This window comes from Brevibacillus sp. BC25 (assembly GCF_000282075.1).
Classification (GTDB): domain Bacteria; phylum Bacillota; class Bacilli; order Brevibacillales; family Brevibacillaceae; genus Brevibacillus.
In genome coordinates this window covers 27035-43350 of sequence record NZ_AKIX01000005.1, presented here as the reverse complement: position 1 = coordinate 43350, position 16316 = coordinate 27035, and the positions used below count along the sequence as shown (strand labels likewise).

At 45.8% G+C, this 16316-nt stretch carries 20 protein-coding genes; 16 read left to right on the top strand and 4 right to left on the bottom strand.

The features are described from left to right. Nucleotides 1–258 precede the first annotated feature (258 nt). The 11 genes from PMI05_RS00795 to PMI05_RS00745 all read left to right on the top strand — a co-directional run bounded on the left by PMI05_RS00795 (nucleotide 259) and on the right by PMI05_RS00745 (nucleotide 9637). Complete coding sequence (locus PMI05_RS00795) at nucleotides 259–2028, top strand: BlaR1 family beta-lactam sensor/signal transducer (protein WP_007715992.1); 1770 nt, start codon at nucleotides 259–261, stop codon at nucleotides 2026–2028. A gap of 42 nt (nucleotides 2029–2070) precedes the next feature. Next, a complete protein-coding gene (blaI, locus tag PMI05_RS00790) occupies nucleotides 2071–2469 on the top strand; it encodes a penicillinase repressor BlaI (protein ID WP_007715990.1) in 399 nt (132 codons plus the stop codon). Between the two features lie 235 nt (nucleotides 2470–2704). After that, a complete protein-coding gene (gene blaBBI, locus PMI05_RS00785; protein WP_007715988.1) occupies nucleotides 2705–3619 on the top strand; it encodes a BBI family class A beta-lactamase in 915 nt (304 codons plus the stop codon). A gap of 27 nt (nucleotides 3620–3646) precedes the next feature. Further along, a complete protein-coding gene (locus PMI05_RS00780; protein ID WP_007715986.1) occupies nucleotides 3647–4330 on the top strand; it encodes an FHA domain-containing protein in 684 nt (227 codons plus the stop codon). Nucleotides 4331–4346: 16 nt separating this feature from the next. Then, entirely contained in the window at nucleotides 4347–5015 is a 669-nt protein-coding gene (bla, locus tag PMI05_RS00775; protein ID WP_238543226.1) for a subclass B1 metallo-beta-lactamase, read from the top strand. Between the two features lie 155 nt (nucleotides 5016–5170). Beyond that, nucleotides 5171–5824 (top strand): hypothetical protein, encoded by a 654-nt coding sequence (locus PMI05_RS00770; protein ID WP_007715982.1) that lies wholly within the window; start codon nucleotides 5171–5173, stop codon nucleotides 5822–5824. Nucleotides 5825–5935: 111 nt separating this feature from the next. Next, nucleotides 5936–7453, top strand: coding sequence for an MDR family MFS transporter (locus PMI05_RS00765; RefSeq protein ID WP_007715980.1), 1518 nt, complete (start codon nucleotides 5936–5938; stop codon nucleotides 7451–7453). Nucleotides 7454–7465: 12 nt separating this feature from the next. After that, nucleotides 7466–7993, top strand: coding sequence for a PadR family transcriptional regulator (locus tag PMI05_RS00760; protein WP_007715978.1), 528 nt, complete (start codon nucleotides 7466–7468; stop codon nucleotides 7991–7993). A gap of 96 nt (nucleotides 7994–8089) precedes the next feature. After that, nucleotides 8090–8380, top strand: a complete 291-nt coding sequence (locus tag PMI05_RS00755; protein WP_007715976.1) for a DUF3817 domain-containing protein — start codon at nucleotides 8090–8092, stop codon at nucleotides 8378–8380. Nucleotides 8381–8476: 96 nt separating this feature from the next. Further along, nucleotides 8477–8674, top strand: a complete 198-nt coding sequence (locus tag PMI05_RS00750) for a hypothetical protein (RefSeq protein ID WP_007715974.1) — start codon at nucleotides 8477–8479, stop codon at nucleotides 8672–8674. Between the two features lie 36 nt (nucleotides 8675–8710). Further along, nucleotides 8711–9637, top strand: coding sequence for an ADP-ribosylglycohydrolase family protein (locus PMI05_RS00745; RefSeq protein ID WP_007715970.1), 927 nt, complete (start codon nucleotides 8711–8713; stop codon nucleotides 9635–9637). A 64-nt stretch (nucleotides 9638–9701) separates the two neighbouring features. Here the strand turns inward: PMI05_RS00745 and PMI05_RS00740 are convergent, their stop codons facing one another. Continuing rightward, nucleotides 9702–10220, bottom strand: a complete 519-nt coding sequence (locus tag PMI05_RS00740) for a DUF3231 family protein (protein WP_039959913.1) — start codon at nucleotides 10218–10220, stop codon at nucleotides 9702–9704. A 110-nt stretch (nucleotides 10221–10330) separates the two neighbouring features. After that, nucleotides 10331–10687 carry a DUF2512 family protein gene (locus PMI05_RS00735; RefSeq protein ID WP_007715967.1) on the bottom strand — a complete coding sequence of 119 codons (357 nt, stop codon included), beginning with the start codon at nucleotides 10685–10687 and terminating at the stop codon, nucleotides 10331–10333. A 255-nt stretch (nucleotides 10688–10942) separates the two neighbouring features. Between PMI05_RS00735 and PMI05_RS00730 the strand changes: the two genes are divergently transcribed. After that, a complete protein-coding gene (locus PMI05_RS00730) occupies nucleotides 10943–11461 on the top strand; it encodes a DUF2179 domain-containing protein (RefSeq protein ID WP_007715966.1) in 519 nt (172 codons plus the stop codon). A gap of 78 nt (nucleotides 11462–11539) precedes the next feature. Here the strand turns inward: PMI05_RS00730 and PMI05_RS00725 are convergent, their stop codons facing one another. Both PMI05_RS00725 and PMI05_RS00720 read right to left on the bottom strand, forming a co-directional pair. Then, nucleotides 11540–12526, bottom strand: a complete 987-nt coding sequence (locus tag PMI05_RS00725; protein ID WP_007715965.1) for a hypothetical protein — start codon at nucleotides 12524–12526, stop codon at nucleotides 11540–11542. After that, nucleotides 12516–13094 (bottom strand): sigma-70 family RNA polymerase sigma factor, encoded by a 579-nt coding sequence (locus tag PMI05_RS00720; protein WP_007715958.1) that lies wholly within the window; start codon nucleotides 13092–13094, stop codon nucleotides 12516–12518. Before PMI05_RS00720 ends, PMI05_RS00725 begins: the two co-directional genes overlap by 11 nt. A gap of 187 nt (nucleotides 13095–13281) precedes the next feature. Here PMI05_RS00720 and PMI05_RS00715 point away from each other — a divergent pair, with 187 nt between their 5' ends. From PMI05_RS00715 to PMI05_RS00700, 4 genes are all read left to right on the top strand, one after another. Further along, nucleotides 13282–14010 (top strand): amino acid ABC transporter ATP-binding protein, encoded by a 729-nt coding sequence (locus PMI05_RS00715; protein ID WP_007715956.1) that lies wholly within the window; start codon nucleotides 13282–13284, stop codon nucleotides 14008–14010. 33 nt (nucleotides 14011–14043) lie between these two features. Continuing rightward, nucleotides 14044–14895, top strand: a complete 852-nt coding sequence (locus tag PMI05_RS00710) for a transporter substrate-binding domain-containing protein (RefSeq protein ID WP_007715948.1) — start codon at nucleotides 14044–14046, stop codon at nucleotides 14893–14895. Between the two features lie 95 nt (nucleotides 14896–14990). Further along, entirely contained in the window at nucleotides 14991–15644 is a 654-nt protein-coding gene (locus tag PMI05_RS00705) for an amino acid ABC transporter permease (protein ID WP_007715946.1), read from the top strand. A 15-nt stretch (nucleotides 15645–15659) separates the two neighbouring features. Beyond that, nucleotides 15660–16310 carry an amino acid ABC transporter permease gene (locus tag PMI05_RS00700; RefSeq protein WP_007715942.1) on the top strand — a complete coding sequence of 217 codons (651 nt, stop codon included), beginning with the start codon at nucleotides 15660–15662 and terminating at the stop codon, nucleotides 16308–16310. Nucleotides 16311–16316 lie beyond the last annotated feature (6 nt).

The following is a 16316-nucleotide window of genomic DNA, read 5'->3' as shown; positions in this document are numbered from 1 at the left end:
GCCAGCTTACAGCCTAGGTGTTTTTCTTAATGTCCACTAAACGGGGTCTTGACCAATTTTCGAGAAGGTGTTTTCTTTTTTCTTCCAATCGGCGATAGCTTGTATCGTGAACTCGTTTTTGACATAATGAAACTAATTGTGCTCAGCGAAGAGAAGAATCCTGTCAGGTTGAAGAGCGTTCCTGTTGCTCTGGAGAGTTGATGCGGATTCTATTTTTATCTAGATGGCCCTATGTAAGAAGGGAGGGAGACAGGTAGCATGTTCGTCAATTATATGGTGATTAGCTTGATCGTTTCTTCCTGCACGATCGCGCTAATTTTCTTGATTCGAAAACTATTTCGCACCCAGCTGTCGGCTAGATGGCAGTACAATTTGTGGTTTCTCTTGCTGGTCGCTTTGACGCCAGTCTTTATTCCGAATTACTTTTTTGATTTTGGAAATCTATTTGTCTCAGGCATGAATCAGCGTAATGCAGCCGGCAGCTCGACGCTCGCTGCGCAAGCTCCTGTGTTTGAAAATGTGAATTGGGTACAGGATTTAACGTTGTCGGTAAATCGCTATACACCTGACTCCTTTCCTACGATTCTCGTCAGCATATGGGTAGTCGGCATGATCGTTTGTGCTTCGATCACGTTATCAGCCTGGTTAAAAATCCAGCAGATCAAGCGAACAGCTTCTGTAATCACCAATCAAGAAATCATCGATATATTTGAACAATGCAAGAAGGATGTAAAAATAAATCGGAACATCGTGTTAGCAGAATCCAAGCACGTCAAATCTCCGATGACGTTTGGCGTTTTTACGACGTATGTTGTTCTTCCCAGTCATTTTGATGAATGGCTGTCGATCAATGAAATGAAGTATATCTTTTTGCATGAACTCATGCACCAAAAAAACCATGATATCGTCATGAACTATGTGACTGTCGTGTATCAGCTTTTGTATTGGTTCCATCCATTGGTTTGGCTGGCTTTTCGGGAAATGAGAGTGGACCGTGAAATTGCTTGTGATGTAGCTGTATTGAACTTTTTAGACAAGCGAAATTATCTGGAATATGGTCATACCATCATTAAGTTTTTGGATAAAGAAAGTCGAATCGAAAATGTCGTTTTGGCGAGTCAGTTAAACGGTTCCAAGAAGGCCGTTAAAAAACGAATCGAGAAAATCGCTTCCCACAAGGCTGAATCAAAGCTGTTGCAGTTGAAAAGTACAGCCATTTTTTTCATGATGGGCGTCTTGGTTGTCAGTCAGGTTCTTGTTGGTTCCGCATTAGCCGATGATCGCAGCCGCTATCATTTTCAACATGATCGAACGATTTACGAGGATTTAGACAACTATTTCCGTGGCTTTGAAGGTAGTTTTGTCTTATATGATTTGAAAGCCGATCAGTATCGGATTTACAACGAGGCAGCAAGTACACAACGAGTTTCACCGAACTCCACCTACAAGATTTTTCTCTCCTTGTTTGGTTTGGAGGCCAATGTGATTTCGAGCGAAGATACTCTGTTAAAATGGGATAGAATCCACTATCCATATGAGCAGTGGAACCGGGATCAAGATCTATTTACAGCGATGCGAAACTCCACGACCTGGTATTTTAAAGAGGTGGATAAGAGCATCTCTCCGGATACGTTGCAAGCTTTTCTGGAACAATTGAACTACGGGAATTACAATACATCTGGTGGAATCGGCGAATATTGGATAGAATCTTCCTTGAAGATTTCTCCGGTGGAGCAGGTACAATTATTAAAAGCGTTCTATACGAACCAGTTTGGCTTTCAAGAAAACAATATCCAGACGGTGAAAGACTCCATCCGGTTATCGGAAAAGGCGGGTTCGTTTCTTTCCGGGAAAACAGGTACAGGCAGCGTCAATCAAAAAGATGTGAACGGTTGGTTCGTCGGATATGTAGAGAACGAGGAAGGCACCTACTTCTTTGCTACAAATATACAAAACGAAGATGACGCGAATGGACCTGCAGCAGCAGAAATCACCTTGTCTATTTTGAAAGCGAAAGGTCTCTACTAGCCTTTGTTCTTTCAGTCATGATTATCGAAAGGGGGAGACTTCATGTCTACATCCATGCCAAGTATTTCAGAAGCGGAATGGCGAGTGATGAATGTGCTATGGGGAAGGTCACCGCTGACGGCCAACGAAATAATTTCCTCCTTGGAAGGTCAAACGGATTGGAACCCAAAAACAGTACGTACTCTTTTGAATCGTTTGGTTCAAAAAAATGCTGTTGGAGTCAATCAAAACCAAAGAGTCTATACGTTTTATCCGTTGTACTCGCAAAATGAATGCCAGCACGCCGAGGCACAGTCCTTTCTGGAGCGGATTTATAGCGGAGCTCTAAAATCGATGCTGGTTCAGTTCATCCAGAAGGAATCCTTATCGGACGAGGAGATTCAGGAGCTGCGTTCCATATTGGATGCGAAACAAGCATCGACTGATCATCCTAAAAAATAAAGCACGCCCTTTCAAGCTGACTTGGAAAAACCATTTACGGTTATCCAGTTTTCTTGAAAGGGCGTCTTTTTTTCAAGAAAGGATGGATGTAGTGCTTATCCTTGCAGGAAAAAGGAGATTGACACTGGTGGATTACGCGTGTAATATTATCGTGAAATCAGGTGATTACAAACGTAATACGATATTACTGATGTAAGCTATAGTTGTTATCTTCCTAGAAAGAGGTTTGTCGTCTATGAGAGTTCACCATTCTAAAATGATCGGATTCACAGTGAAAACGATTTTTCTCACGCTTCTCACGCTCACTGGTTGCTCTTCTCCAGAAGCACCTGTCGTAAAAACGGAAACGCCAGCATCTGCAATGGATCTAAAGTTCGCTGCGCTGGAAAAGAAGTTTGATGCGAGGCTCGGCGTATATGCGATCGATACCGAAACAGATTTGGCAGTTGCTTATCGCGAAGATGAACGATTCGCTTTTGCCTCTACGTACAAGGCTTTAGCCGCAGGTGCAGTCTTGCATCAGAAACCGTTGGAAGAGCTAGACAAAGTCATCACTTACACCAAGGACGATCTCGTTACTTATTCACCCATCACAGAAAAACACGTAGCGACCGGGATGACTCTTCGCGAGGTTGCAGACGCCGCGGTTCGCTATAGTGACAACACGGCGGGAAATCTGTTGTTCAAAGAATTGGGTGGACCTAAAGGCTTTGAATCAGCTCTGAGACAGATTGGTGATAGTGTTACGACATCCGAGCGCTATGAGACGGAATTGAATGAGGCTAAACCAGAAGATATTCGCGATACAAGCACACCGAAAGCACTTGCAACGAGCCTACGAGCCTATACGGTAGGGGATGCACTGTCGGCGGAGAAGCAGACGATTCTTATCGAGTGGCTGCAAGGCAACACGACGGGAGACAAGCTGATTCGGGCGGGCGTCCCCAAAGACTGGAAGGTCGGAGATAAGACGGGAGCCGCAAGCTACGGAACGCGAAACGATATAGGTATCATATGGCCATCGAATAAAAAGCCCATTGTCATTGCAGTGCTGTCTAGCAGAGATAAACAGGACGCCACTTATGATGATGCGCTCATTGCTGAAGCTACCAAGGTTGCTGTTGACGCACTGACGGCTACAAAACCGTAATAGATCAACAAGCGAGGTGATCACCAGATGATCGACAACGGTGCATACTTACTCGTAAAAAAAGGGGACCTCAACCAATTTGCCACGCGCAAATATCTCACCAAGGATCGCTGTACAATTGGGCGGAAGGGGACAAGCTTTCAACTGGACATTACATTTAATAGTCCGTACATTTCGAGAATGCATGCAGCCTTTCAAAGGATCGGGAACGATTACAAGATTATCGATCTGGAAAGCAAGCATGGCACAGAGGTAAACGGGACGCCCCTTCATTATTCGTTTCACATTCTTCGTCACGGCGATCAAATAAGCTTGTCAAAAGGGATAGCAGAGCTCGTCTTTTTACGAGAGGTCAATAGACTGGATGATACGGTGGAGCTCCCTCTCACGCAGCCAAAGAGCGATTCGCTTTTGCCAGGTTTGGAGTTTCATCTGGAGAGAAGAGAAGTTCGTCTCGACGGGACTAGACTGCATTTGACCGGAAAAGATATGGATTTGCTGAAGCTTCTCTACCAAAAGGCGAACCAGGCCGTTAGTTTTGAAGAAATTATGCTGACAGTCTGGCCAGAGCGAATGCTGCATGAGGGTAATGTCCCGGATGTCGGACGAGTGGAAGTCAATGCGCTCGTCTATCGATTAAGGAAAAAGCTTCGGCGCTTCGGGCAGCAAATCACGACGATTCCGCGATATGGATATCGCTTAGATGTTTAAAACAGGGAAAAGCATTGTGTTAACAAAATTAAATGACAAAGTATGGTTACATACATCCTATAATGAATGGAATGGCACAACCTACCACAATGGCTTAATCGTTTCTACGTCCAAAGGAGTCGTCCTGATTGATACAACATGGGGGGACACCCAAAAAACGGAAGAGCTATTACAGATGATTAAGAAGCATTGGAAGAAAGACGTTGTTCTGGCGCTGATTACACATGCACATGATGACAGCATTTCAGGTATCCGTGCGTTACTCCATCAAAAAATAGATGTACGCAGTACACGTTTGACGGCAAAATTAGCGAAAGAATATGGATATCCTTCGCCCAATCCGACACTTGATGAAAAGCCAGTTATAAAGGTAGGCGACACCATCTTAGAAGCCTATTATCCTGGGGAAGGGCATTCGAGTGATAACATTACCGTTTGGCTTCCCCAATCCAAAATATTATTCGGTGGATGCTTCGTCAAATCATTAGATGCTAAGGACCTCGGGAATCTTTCAGATGCCAATGTAGAACAATGGGATGACTCCGTTCAGAAGGTAATCAAAAAATATCCACAGGTCGAAACCGTTGTACCTGGACACGGAAAAACGGGAGGCAAAAACTTGCTTGATCACACCATTGAGCTAATCAAACAACATTCTCAGAAGCAAGAAGCTGCCTTGAAATGAATCTCCTTCAAAACAAACTCCTTCTCAAGACCTACATGAGAAGGAGTTTGTTTATGTAAGGTGTTTTCTTTTTTCTTCCAATCGTCTAAACTTTTGATATAGGCCAGAAGTCATTGCTCTATTACCATAATCATTCAGTCATAGGAGTCCTTATTATGAAAAAAATCGTAGGTATTTCCTTGATGGTCGCTTTACTAGGCTTTAACGCCTATTTGTGGCCGACACTGATTCACGCAGTAAAAACAGATGGACGAACCGATACAAAAACAGCATCTGTCTCGCAAAAAGCAGGTACTGCAATGCCTGCTATGGATTTGGCCAATCAAGGTCCGCGCAACGCAAATGTTTCGGCCTATCCGGTTGAAAAGCCTGTGGCAGTGTCAGTACCTGTACAAGCGTCAGCGCAGAAACAAAGCGAAGTCAAACCAAAAGCAAAAGCGGTAGCAGTTGCTAAAACGAACACACCGAAGAAGAAAACACAAAAGACGAAAACCGCGACAAAATCAGTCAAGAAACAGACGGCACGTCCTCCGGTAAATAAGGTGCCAACATATCCGGCCTGGGACGATAACGGCCTCTACGTCGTAGACGAGGGAGGACCAGGAAGTAGTTGGGTGAGGCTGTCGGATGGTTCTTTGCTGCGTAAGAGCGACGGGACACGGACATTTAACATGCCCTATGATAAGAATCCATTCACCGGAGAGATTAAGCCGACAGTGGAGCCGATGTCAGAAGCAGCGTATAAAATGGGGAAGGGCAATCAAGCCCAGCAGCCATCGCCATTCAGCGCGTCACCGTTCGGGCGATAATAGATTACGAAAAATTGCTCCGCGAAAAGGAGCAGTTTTTTTCGATAAGTAGTCAAATTTGAATATAATAACGTATAGTACTTTGATTTGACCACTCAGGAGGGTGAAGCAATGATTGCAAGAGAAAGTAAAGTGAATAGGGTAGTAGCGGGGCTGCTGCTTGGTCTCCTGATGGCTTCCATGGACAATACCATTGTTGCGACGGCGATGGCTACGATTGTTGGTGAGATGGGCGGCATGGATAAGTTTGTTTGGGTGACATCAGCGTACATGGTCGCTACGATGGCGGGGATGCCGATCTTCGGTAAACTCTCGGATATGTATGGGCGAAAACGTTTTTACATATTTGGTCTCATCGTATTTTTGTTAGGGTCCATTTTATGCGGGACGGCAAACAGCATCGTTGAGTTGAGTATTTATCGGGCGATTCAAGGGATTGGCGGCGGAGCGCTGATGCCGATTGCCTTCACGATTATTTTTGACGTATTCCCGCCGGAGAAGCGTGGAAAGATGACGGGACTTTTCGGAGCTGTATTCGGTACGTCCAGCGTATTTGGACCTTTGCTGGGTGCGTATATTACAGAATATGTCAGCTGGCATTGGATCTTTTACATCAATGTACCGATTGGTGCTGTGTCCCTCTGGTTGATCTCGATGTATTACAAGGAGTCTCTGGAATACCGCAAGCAGAGCATTGACTGGTGGGGAGCGATTACGCTGGTCGGTGCTGTAGTGAGTCTGATGTTTGCGTTGGAGCTGGGCGGCAATCAATACGCGTGGGATTCGATGCAGATTATTGGATTGCTTTCTTCCTTTTTCTTGTTGTTTGTGATTTTTCTATTTGTCGAGAAGCGGGCATCTGATCCGATTATTTCGTTCTCCATGTTCAAGAAGCGGTTATTTGCCGCGACAAATGCGATTGCACTGTTGTATGGAGCTGCTTTCATTATCGCTACGGTGTACCTGCCGATTTTTATCCAAGGGGTATATGGTGGATCAGCGACGAATGCCGGATTGCTGTTGACACCGATGATGCTCGGCTCAGTTGCTGGTAGCCAGCTAGGCGGATTTTTGACGACGAAGACCAGCTTCCGTAATATTATGCTTCTGTCCGCAGTCTTTTTCATACCAGGTATTTTCCTATTGAGTACACTGACGCCTGATATTCCTCGTTCGATCGTTACGCTTTATATGGTGATTGCCGGGTTTGGTGTGGGCTTCTCTTTCTCCACCTTGGGAATTTCTGCGATTCATGGCTTTGATATGCGTCAAAGAGGATCGGCCAGTTCGACGAACTCTTTTTCCCGTTCATTGGGGATGACATTGGGAATCACCGTGTTTGGTATCTTGCAACGTAATTCGTTTGAAAACGGCATGTTCTCAGCCTTCGGGGGTCAAGGGATGACGAATGCCATTACAGACCCGCGAGCGATTTTGACACCAGAAGCGCGCGAATCCATTCCGGCTCCTGTTTTGGATCAAATGATCGATATTCTCGCTTCTTCGATTGCGAATACGTTTATGTGGGCGCTCATTCCTGCTGTTCTTGCTCTCGTGTGCATTTTACTGATGGGAAATGATCGGGCGCTGGGGAAATCGCCTTCGGCACCGAAACCGGAACGCGGGTAGAGGAGAATCGTCATGAGTCTAAAATTGCTTGTTCTGGGATTGCTCATGGAAGGGGATAAGCATCCCTACGAGGTTCAGCAGCAGGTGAAGGCCAGGGGAATGGATTGCTACATGAAATACGCCAAAGGCTCCCTCTACTATGCCTTCGACCAACTGGAAAAGAGCGGGATGATTGAGGTCAAAGAAGTCATTCGTGAGACTAGCCGCCCAGATAAGACGATGTATGGGATCACGCAAAAAGGGGAAGAGCAATTCCAACAGCTTCTCTTGGAAGAACTGCAAAAACCAATGCAGCTGACCAATCCGATCTACGCGGCTCTTACTTTTGCTTCGTACGGTGATCCACAGAAAATGGATGAGGCGCTTGAAGGTAACATTCAGGAGGTAAGACGGTTAGCTGGATTATTGGAATCGATCCAGGAGGAAAGAAGAGAGAGGCTTAGCTGGGGAGCACGAACGATTCTGATCGGTGCCATTGAGCATTTGCACGCAGAGATGCGCTGGATGGAACGCATCCGAGAAGAAGCTTGGGGCCGTTGATTTTGTATATATTATGAACATTGGACTATTTTCATCATTATGATAGTTTTTCGTTTATAATAGTAATAATTTCAAAGTCAAGGATGGTACCCGCACATGATGAATTCTGCCCTCGGACGTTTCCGTCTCATCGGCCTGATCGAAGGTATCTCGTATTTGGTACTTCTCGGGATTGCTATGCCGCTTAAGTATTTTTGGGATTATCCAGCCGCAGTAAAAATTGCTGGATCGCTTCATGGATTGTTTTTTGTCTTGTATATTTTGGCGTTGGCACATGTTACAATGACCAATAAGTGGTCCTTCTTGAAAGTGATCGGGGCATTTATCGCTTCATTACTGCCATTCGGCAACTTTGTTCTGGATGCACGCCTGAAAAAAGAGCAGTAAGTATACACATTACAAATTACGTAAGGCACTTGAAGGCGGGTCATTGTACCCGTCTTTCGTACATATTCAAAAGAGAAAAAAATGGAGGGGATCTGTGTGGAGACCAGAATTTTAGCAGGAATTCTTTTGTGGGACGAAGAGGAACAGTACTTTCTTGAAACCGTGATGGAGGACCGTTACAAGCTGGTTTTGCCGCAGATTATCACGCTTGCGAGCACAGAAGAAAAGGTAGCGACGGATGAATTGAACGAGCAATATGTCGGTCAAAATGTGATTGCCAGATGCTTTGTTTGATGTGAACTGATAATTCCGAAAAAGGTGTGGATACGTGTGGAACTGCGTGACCGCTATGCTGGAAGTTTGCTAGGGTTGGCCGTTGGAGATGCACTCGGCACTACTTTAGAATTTCGAAAACCGGGTACTTTCGAGCCGCTTACAGAAATGGTCGGGGGAGGGCCTTTCGATTTAAAGCCAGGAGAATGGACGGATGATACATCGATGGCGCTGTGCCTGGCTGAGAGCTTGATTACGAAAAATGGATTTGATCCAGTTGATCAGATGAACCGATACGTAGCCTGGTTTCGAACGGGGTATATGAGCTGCAAGGATCATTGCTTCGATATCGGGAACATCACCAAAGAAGCGCTGTGGCGCTTTGAACAGACGAAAAATCCGTTCAGCGGATCGGATCATCCGATGTCGGCAGGGAATGGCTCGATTATGAGGCTAGCGCCTGTCCCGCTCTATTATGCCAATCAACCGGCGCTCGCTATTGAATATTGTGCACAAAGTTCTCGAACCACTCACGCGACGGCAAAGGCAGTAGACGGCTGTCGTTTTTTCGGGGCATTGCTGCTGGGGGCTCTACAGGGTATTTCTAAAGAGGAGTTGCTTGCTGATTCGTTCTCTCCTGTAGCTGATCTATGGGAAAAGCAACCGCTTGATCCTGATATCGCCTGTGTCGCGAATGGCTCCTACAAAGAGAAAACTAGAAAAGAGATCAAAGGATCGGGATATGTCGTCGATTCGCTTGAAGCGGCGCTTTGGGCTTTTTATTCCAGTAGTTCTTTTGAAGAAGGCCTTTTCCTAGCGGTAAACCTCGGTGATGATGCGGATACGACGGGAGCTGTCTACGGTCAATTGGCAGGTGCTTATTACGGAGTAGAAGGCTTGCCTCAACAGATGCTTGGGCTGTTGGCCAAGCGGGAATTGATGGAGGAGTTCGTGCGGAAATTGTACGAGCACGCTACCCACTAACCGACAAAATGAAAATAGTGAAAAACGATAAGCACTACCAATCAGGCAGTGCTTATCCTCAAGTTTAGGCATGGACAAGTTCTGGCACTTGTATATGAAGTGGCGGCGGAACTAACCAGCCTTTTTCTTTTAAAATGCGGAGCAATCTGAGGCCAAATTGGGCTTTTGCAACATGGTACTGACCAAAAAGCATTCCGATATCTTCTCGAATGGATTGAGCCATTATTTGACTGCAAGTAACCATACCGGCTGCAATGTCTCTTGAAATACCGGTAGCGATTTCAGGGTCGTTGATACGAGCACCGGCAGGAATGCTCTCCAAATTAGCTATAGGACGATCCGGCGGTGTAGGAGGCAATCCAATCCCATTTACTTTAAGCAATTCATCCAGTTGTTCCACTTCTTGTTTCATGCTTCGCGTAATGTCTTCGAGGAAGCTTTTCAGATCATGATCCCCAGTATGGTTGAGCGCTGTTTGATAAGCAGCAATCAATCCCTTTGTCGTTGCAAGATACATCCATACTCCAAAAACCTCACCATAATGCATCGGTTCATTCTGAGGATTGCCTGATAAAATACCCATTAACGTCCTCCCAGTACTCAGTAGAGTTTTGATATCCATTCGGGTTCTCCTAACTTTGTGATGTAACCCAAAGATATGGTTAACGAGGGGGACGGGATATATCCCGTGAATTAATTTCCAGGTTCTTTCTTGATACGATTATTGTCGTATATTCCCAAAAAGCGATGGTACGCAAGTTCTGCCACGCCTAAAAGGGCAACCGTAATCATTAACTCGCCAAAACTTAGTGGCCAATTCAGCCATCTGGCAACTGCCCATAAGTAAATAGCAGCGATCACTGCATCTGCGATCGTGGCCGTAACATTATTGGTAGCTCGTAATATCAATTGATCGCCAATCAGATAGGCGATGACGGTCAAACCGAGTGCCGTTAAAATAGCGGAAGTCCAGGATGCATTTGCAAACCACCATAAACAAGTGACAACAATAATGCCGTTAACAGCAGTCTTGATTAAAAATCGAGTCATTTTTTACTCTCCTCTACTTACAGTCTGAAACAAAGAAGATTTTCAGCCAGCTTTCCTATGTAAAAATAAGTGATCTCGATGTTTACTGTTTTACAAAACAACAAGGTTTATACGGAATAGAAAGGGAGGTGAATTTATAGGGAAAAATTCTTTGATAGCCGAATTTTACCGCTTTTATAAAAATACCTTCAATTATATGATTATCACGATTGCAAAATCATCATGGTACCCGGTCTGGGTGGGGGTAGGAGAGTAATGGGCTTGGCGTTTGTTTTGATCATCATCGGGATCAACATTTTGTACGTTTCGTTTTTTACGCTGCGACTGCTGATGGTAATCAAGGGCTATCGGGTGTTGGCATCCCTATTGGCGATGGTGGAAGTATTCGTGTATTTGAAAGGGTTGGAGATTGTTCTCGACAACCTGGACAATCCGATCAATCTCGCAGCCTACTGTATCGGTTGGGGAATGGGTGTATTCATCGGCAGCAAGATCGAGGAGTATTTGGCCTTGGGCTATGTCACGCTGCAAGTCGTTGTGGATTCCGTTGACTTGGAGGTTCCTGTGAAGCTGCGTGAACACGGCTTTGGTGTTACTTCCTGGGTAGCAGAGGGGCGCGACGGACATCGTCTCATGATGCAAGTGTTGACGAAGCGCAGCAACGAGAAAAAACTGTGGAACCTCATTCATGAGATTGCGCCAAAAGCATTCGTGATCTCTTTTGAGCCGAAACATTTGAAGGGCGGCTTCTGGGTGAACCGCCTGCGGGGATAATCCCTTGTGACGAAAACAAAAAAGCAGCCAGTCCTCTTTTGCAGATACAAAGCAAGAGAGGGCTGGCTTTTCGCATTGTTACTGCTGGCTTGCTTTTGCTGTCTGGATTAGCATTTCTTTGGAAACTGTTGGCGAATCAGTAGCTACACGATACATAATCGGTTGCTCTCCATCTTGATCCAACCAGGACAGCTCTTGATACTGACCGGATTCGCTAAACAAAAACTGGTCGTTTTTCGTGTAATGCGCTTTTTTTCCGCTGACAGTTACTGCGTCGTATTTCGTTGTTTCTGGCGTGCTCAATTGTACATCTAGCTGTTCTTTCGGGAATTTCTCTACCGTGACAAAGATGCGTTCTTTTTGCTCGTTCTCATACAGGCTCGTATACGCCTCGATTGGAGAAGTTGCTTGTGGAACGACTTTCCATACGACATTTTTTCCTGTTTCCTTGCTTTCTTCTTGAAGCTCATGCAGCCACTGCTGTCCTTCTTGACCCATCATGACACCATAGGGGGTACCTTGTTTACCCTCAAGGAATGAAAAGCTGTCAGGAAGCTCGTGTGGCAAGGCATGTGAGAGAGAAGCTTCTTCACTGAGGACGGCAGTCCATGCCTTCCAATCTTTCACGACATCCGGCTTTCCTATGCCGATCATGGGGTTTTGTTGAAAGAGAGGGTGTTTCTCTTTTTCCAGCGCTGCGAAATAGACGAGGGCGGTCTCGCCTGTTGCCAGTTTGTTCTCTACGTTTGCCAATTCCAGTCGTATTTCCTCAGGGGTGATTTGCGTCAATGTAAAATCCTTATGGGCTTGAACTTCCATACGGACAGAGCCTTCATCAATTTTGTACAACAAGCTGTGTGTCACATAACCAAAACCAGTAAGCAGGGTGAACGCTGCTGCAACATGTACCAGCTTTGGACGAAAGCGAATCCCTTTGTGCAAACGCCATTTGCCAGCCAACTCATTTTTGGCTATTCGTTCGATTTTGCTGTCCAGTGAAGGATCAATCTGGAGCTTCCCTGCAACCTGTGTATACTCTTTTCTCAACTTTTCCTCAATGAACATGAAAAGATGCCTCCTCACGATTAATTCGATGCTCAAAATGCTCTCTCAACTTTTTCATCGCCAAGTGATGTCTCGATTTCACCGTTCCGAGAGGGATTTGGAGAATCGCGGCAATTTCCTCCAAGGAACAGTTTTGATAATAACGCAGTACGACGATTTCCTTGAGCTTGAAGGATAATTTCTCTACGGCGGGAATGACCTCCAGCTCATCACTGATCGCCCCCAGCTTATCCTCCATCCCTGCAACAGGTGCTTCGTAGCCTTTTTCCTTTACCCGCTCCAGCAGGCGGAATCTTCGCCAAATGCTTCGATTCCAGTTGCGAACCTGTCGTACAATCAATCCGTTGAACCATGGGATAAAGGGCTGCTCCACATCGTACCTGTCGATGCTTCGAATCAACTCCACGTACACTTCACTCATCATGTCGTCTACATCCTGTTTGTGCGGCGCCAGAAAATAGATCAGGTTGTAGACGTACGTGCGAGTTGCTCGATAGACTTCTTGAAAAGCTTCTTCCTCTCCTTGGCGCATCCGGATGAGCCAAGGTTTCACATCTTCCTCTTTCATAGGCCGGCCTCCATTCAGGTCTTACATGATATATTGGCTCCCATTTGCCTGGTAGGTTCACTTCGTTTTTTTATTGTGTTTTATTAGAAAATTTTAAACAGAAAAACTTTTCTTTGTCTTTTTCAGTAGTTTTGAGTAGTTCGACATTAGTATACAAAATAAGACATAGAGCAAGGGGGATTTAAGGTTGATCAGTTTTCATCAAGTAAATAAACATTACGGAAGCTTTCATGTCCTCAAGAACATCAACCTGCACATCAACCAGGGAGAAGTCGTCGTGGTCATTGGCCCGTCAGGATCGGGTAAAAGCACGATGGTTCGCTGCATCAACAGATTGGAAACGGTTACAAGCGGAGAACTAGTGGTAGACGGGGTAAAAGTGAACGATAAAAACACCGATATCAACAAGCTGCGTCGGGACATCGGCATGGTGTTCCAGCACTTCAATCTATACCCGCACAAGACCGTATTGCAAAACATTACGCTGGCACCAACCAAGGTACTGGGCGTATCGCAGAAGGAAGCCGAAGAAACCGCTCTCTACTATTTGGAAAAGGTAGGGATTCCGGAAAAGGCAGAAATGTTCCCAACGCAACTATCTGGCGGTCAACAGCAACGCGTAGCGATCGCACGCGGACTGGCCATGCGACCAAAAATCATGTTGTTTGACGAACCTACCTCTGCTCTTGACCCCGAGACGATCGGCGAAGTTCTCGACGTCATGAAGAAGCTGGCGAAGGAAGGCATGACGATGGTGGTCGTGACGCACGAAATGGGCTTTGCCCGCGAAGTGGCAGATCGCATCGTGTTTATGGATCAGGGAACGATTCTTGAAGATTCTACACCAGAGGAGTTTTTCGCAAGTCCGCGTGAAGAGCGTGCACGTTTGTTCTTGAGTCGGATTTTGAATCACTAAAAAAATAAAACGATAGAGAAAAGGGGTATTCAGATGAAAGCAAACAAGCTTTGGAAAAAAGTAGCAGGGATGGGTCTCGTTCTGATGCTGAGCGCAACTGCGTTGGCAGGCTGTGGTGGGGGTAGTACAACAGAAGGCGGCGCAAAAGGTACACCAGCTGCAGCGGGTACAGGCACATTGGCAAAAATCAAAGAAAGAGACAAATTCGTAGTCGGAGTTAAGTACGACCTGAACCTGTTCGGCTTGAAAGACCCGGCAACCGGAAATGTAGAAGGCTTCGATATCGATATTGCGAAGGCAATTGCGAAGAAAGTGCTCGGGGACGAAAACAAAATTGAGCTGAAGGAAGTAACCTCCAAAACGCGTATCCCGATGCTGAAAAACGGAGAAATTGACGCGATCATCGCAACGATGACCATTACAGAAGACCGCAAAAAAGAAGTAGACTTCTCTGACGTATACTTCCTGGCAGGTCAATCTTTCTTGGTGAAAAAGGACACCTCAATCAACGGTCTGAAAGACTTACAAAAAGGCATGAAGATCGTGACCGCAAAAGGTTCTACTTCTGCGAAAAACATCAGAGCGAGTGCTCCTGATGTAGAAGTACTTGAATTTGAAAACTACGCGGAAGCCTTCACAGCACTCAAAGCTGGTCAAGGTGACGCGCTGACAACTGATAACGCTCTTTTGTACGGCATGGCGAAGCAAGATCCGAATTACCGTGTAACAGAAGAGACCTTCACTGAAGAGCCATACGGTATTGCAATCAGCAAGGGTGATGCTGAATTCGTGAAAACCGTGAACGATGTGCTGAAAGAAATGAAAGAAAACGGTGAATACGACAAGATTTATGAAAAATGGATCGGAACAAAACCTAAAAAATAATGCGGTTCGACTCCATAAGAATGAGCGGTTTACTCTGCCGCTCATTCCCTTATATTCCTAACAGAATTTTGCACACAAGGAGGATCGCATAAGAGATGATCGATTTTTCTATCTTGTTTGATCACATGGATATGTATCTCGAAGGCTTTTGGAACACCTTGCAGGCGAGCCTGCTTGCTCTCGTCGGGAGCTTTGCGCTAGGGACGCTCTTTGCGATCTTTCGGATTTCTCCGATTGGACCACTCAAGTGGATCGCTACTGCTTATATCGAGTTTGTGCGTAATATCCCGTTGATTCTCGTCGTTTTCCTCTTTTTTGTGGGCTTGCCGGCAATTGGTATCGTACTGGAGCCTTTTATTGCAGGTACGCTCGGCTTGACAGTGTATACGGCAGCATTTATCGCGGAGACGATCCGCGCAGGCATTCTGGCGATTCCAAAAGGACAGACAGAAGCCGCTCGTTCCTCGGGGTTGACGTACGGACAAACGATGCGCTATATCATTTTGCCGCAAGCGATCAAGGTCGTGATCCCGCCAATGGGCAACCAGTTTATCAATCTTGTAAAAAACTCCTCGGTATTAGGCGTGATTGCAGGTCTGGACCTGATGTATTTTGGAGATCTGATTTCCGCTGATACATTTGTTACCTTTGATGTGTACATCTTTGTAGCTGTTTTCTATCTGATTCTGACCCTTCCGTTGAGCGCGTTCGTCAGTTATTTGGAGCGACGCTTGGCTGGAAGCCGCTAAGAAGGAGGGGACATCATGGACTTTACCGGAGCTTATGCGCCCAGTCATTTGACCTTCCTGCTCGAAGGCTTTTGGGTCACCTTGCAGGTCGCTTTCTTGTCAATTGTCTTCAGCTTTACTATTGCGATTATCGTAGGGGTTTTGCGTTACGCAAAAATTCCCGGAGTCTCACACGTTCTCGGGACAATCGTAGAGCTGATTCGCAATTTGCCGCTCTTGTTAATTATTTTCTTTACGTATTTTGCTCTCCCGGAAGTGGGAATCAAGCTGGACAAGTTTTGGGCCGCAGTTCTGGCGTTGGTTATTTTCGAAGCAGCAATGTTGTCGGAAATCGTACGAAGCGGTTTAAATTCGGTCGAAAAAGGACAGATTGAAGCTGCACGTTCTTCTGGTCTGAATTATGTCCAGACACTGTGGAATGTTGTCCTGCCACAGGCTCTCAGAAGAATGGTTCCGCCGATTGTGAGCCAATTCATTTCGCTCTTGAAGGATACGTCACTGGCTGTCGTAATCGCATTGCCAGAGCTGATGAACCATGCGCAAATCATCAACGGACGCAATGTTAACTACGTCATCCCGACCTTCCTGATGGTGGCAGTGATGTACTTTGTCGTCAACTACGCGCTGTCAGTCGTCTCCAAGCGACTGGAAAACAAGCACGCTTAATCGTTC

Bases quoted from the DNA above. Each gene is read 5' to 3' on its own strand.
- PMI05_RS00740 (WP_039959913.1), bottom strand. From the start codon at position 10,220: ATGGGTATTTTATCAGGCAATCCTCAGAATGAACCGATGCATTATGGT.
- PMI05_RS00735 (WP_007715967.1), bottom strand. From the start codon at position 10,687: ATGACTCGATTTTTAATCAAGACTGCTGTTAACGGCATTATTGTTGTC.
- PMI05_RS00730 (WP_007715966.1), top strand. From the start codon at position 10,943: ATGGGCTTGGCGTTTGTTTTGATCATCATCGGGATCAACATTTTGTAC.
- PMI05_RS00705 (WP_007715946.1), top strand. From the start codon at position 14,991: ATGATCGATTTTTCTATCTTGTTTGATCACATGGATATGTATCTCGAA.
- PMI05_RS00780 (WP_007715986.1), top strand. From the start codon at position 3,647: ATGATCGACAACGGTGCATACTTACTCGTAAAAAAAGGGGACCTCAAC.
- PMI05_RS00760 (WP_007715978.1), top strand. From the start codon at position 7,466: ATGAGTCTAAAATTGCTTGTTCTGGGATTGCTCATGGAAGGGGATAAG.
- blaI (WP_007715990.1), top strand. From the start codon at position 2,071: ATGTCTACATCCATGCCAAGTATTTCAGAAGCGGAATGGCGAGTGATG.
- blaBBI (WP_007715988.1), top strand. From the start codon at position 2,705: ATGAGAGTTCACCATTCTAAAATGATCGGATTCACAGTGAAAACGATT.
- PMI05_RS00795 (WP_007715992.1), top strand. From the start codon at position 259: ATGTTCGTCAATTATATGGTGATTAGCTTGATCGTTTCTTCCTGCACG.
- PMI05_RS00765 (WP_007715980.1), top strand. From the start codon at position 5,936: ATGATTGCAAGAGAAAGTAAAGTGAATAGGGTAGTAGCGGGGCTGCTG.
- PMI05_RS00770 (WP_007715982.1), top strand. From the start codon at position 5,171: ATGAAAAAAATCGTAGGTATTTCCTTGATGGTCGCTTTACTAGGCTTT.
- PMI05_RS00700 (WP_007715942.1), top strand. From the start codon at position 15,660: ATGGACTTTACCGGAGCTTATGCGCCCAGTCATTTGACCTTCCTGCTC.
- PMI05_RS00710 (WP_007715948.1), top strand. From the start codon at position 14,044: ATGAAAGCAAACAAGCTTTGGAAAAAAGTAGCAGGGATGGGTCTCGTT.
- PMI05_RS00720 (WP_007715958.1), bottom strand. From the start codon at position 13,094: ATGAAAGAGGAAGATGTGAAACCTTGGCTCATCCGGATGCGCCAAGGA.
- PMI05_RS00755 (WP_007715976.1), top strand. From the start codon at position 8,090: ATGATGAATTCTGCCCTCGGACGTTTCCGTCTCATCGGCCTGATCGAA.
- PMI05_RS00725 (WP_007715965.1), bottom strand. From the start codon at position 12,526: ATGTTCATTGAGGAAAAGTTGAGAAAAGAGTATACACAGGTTGCAGGG.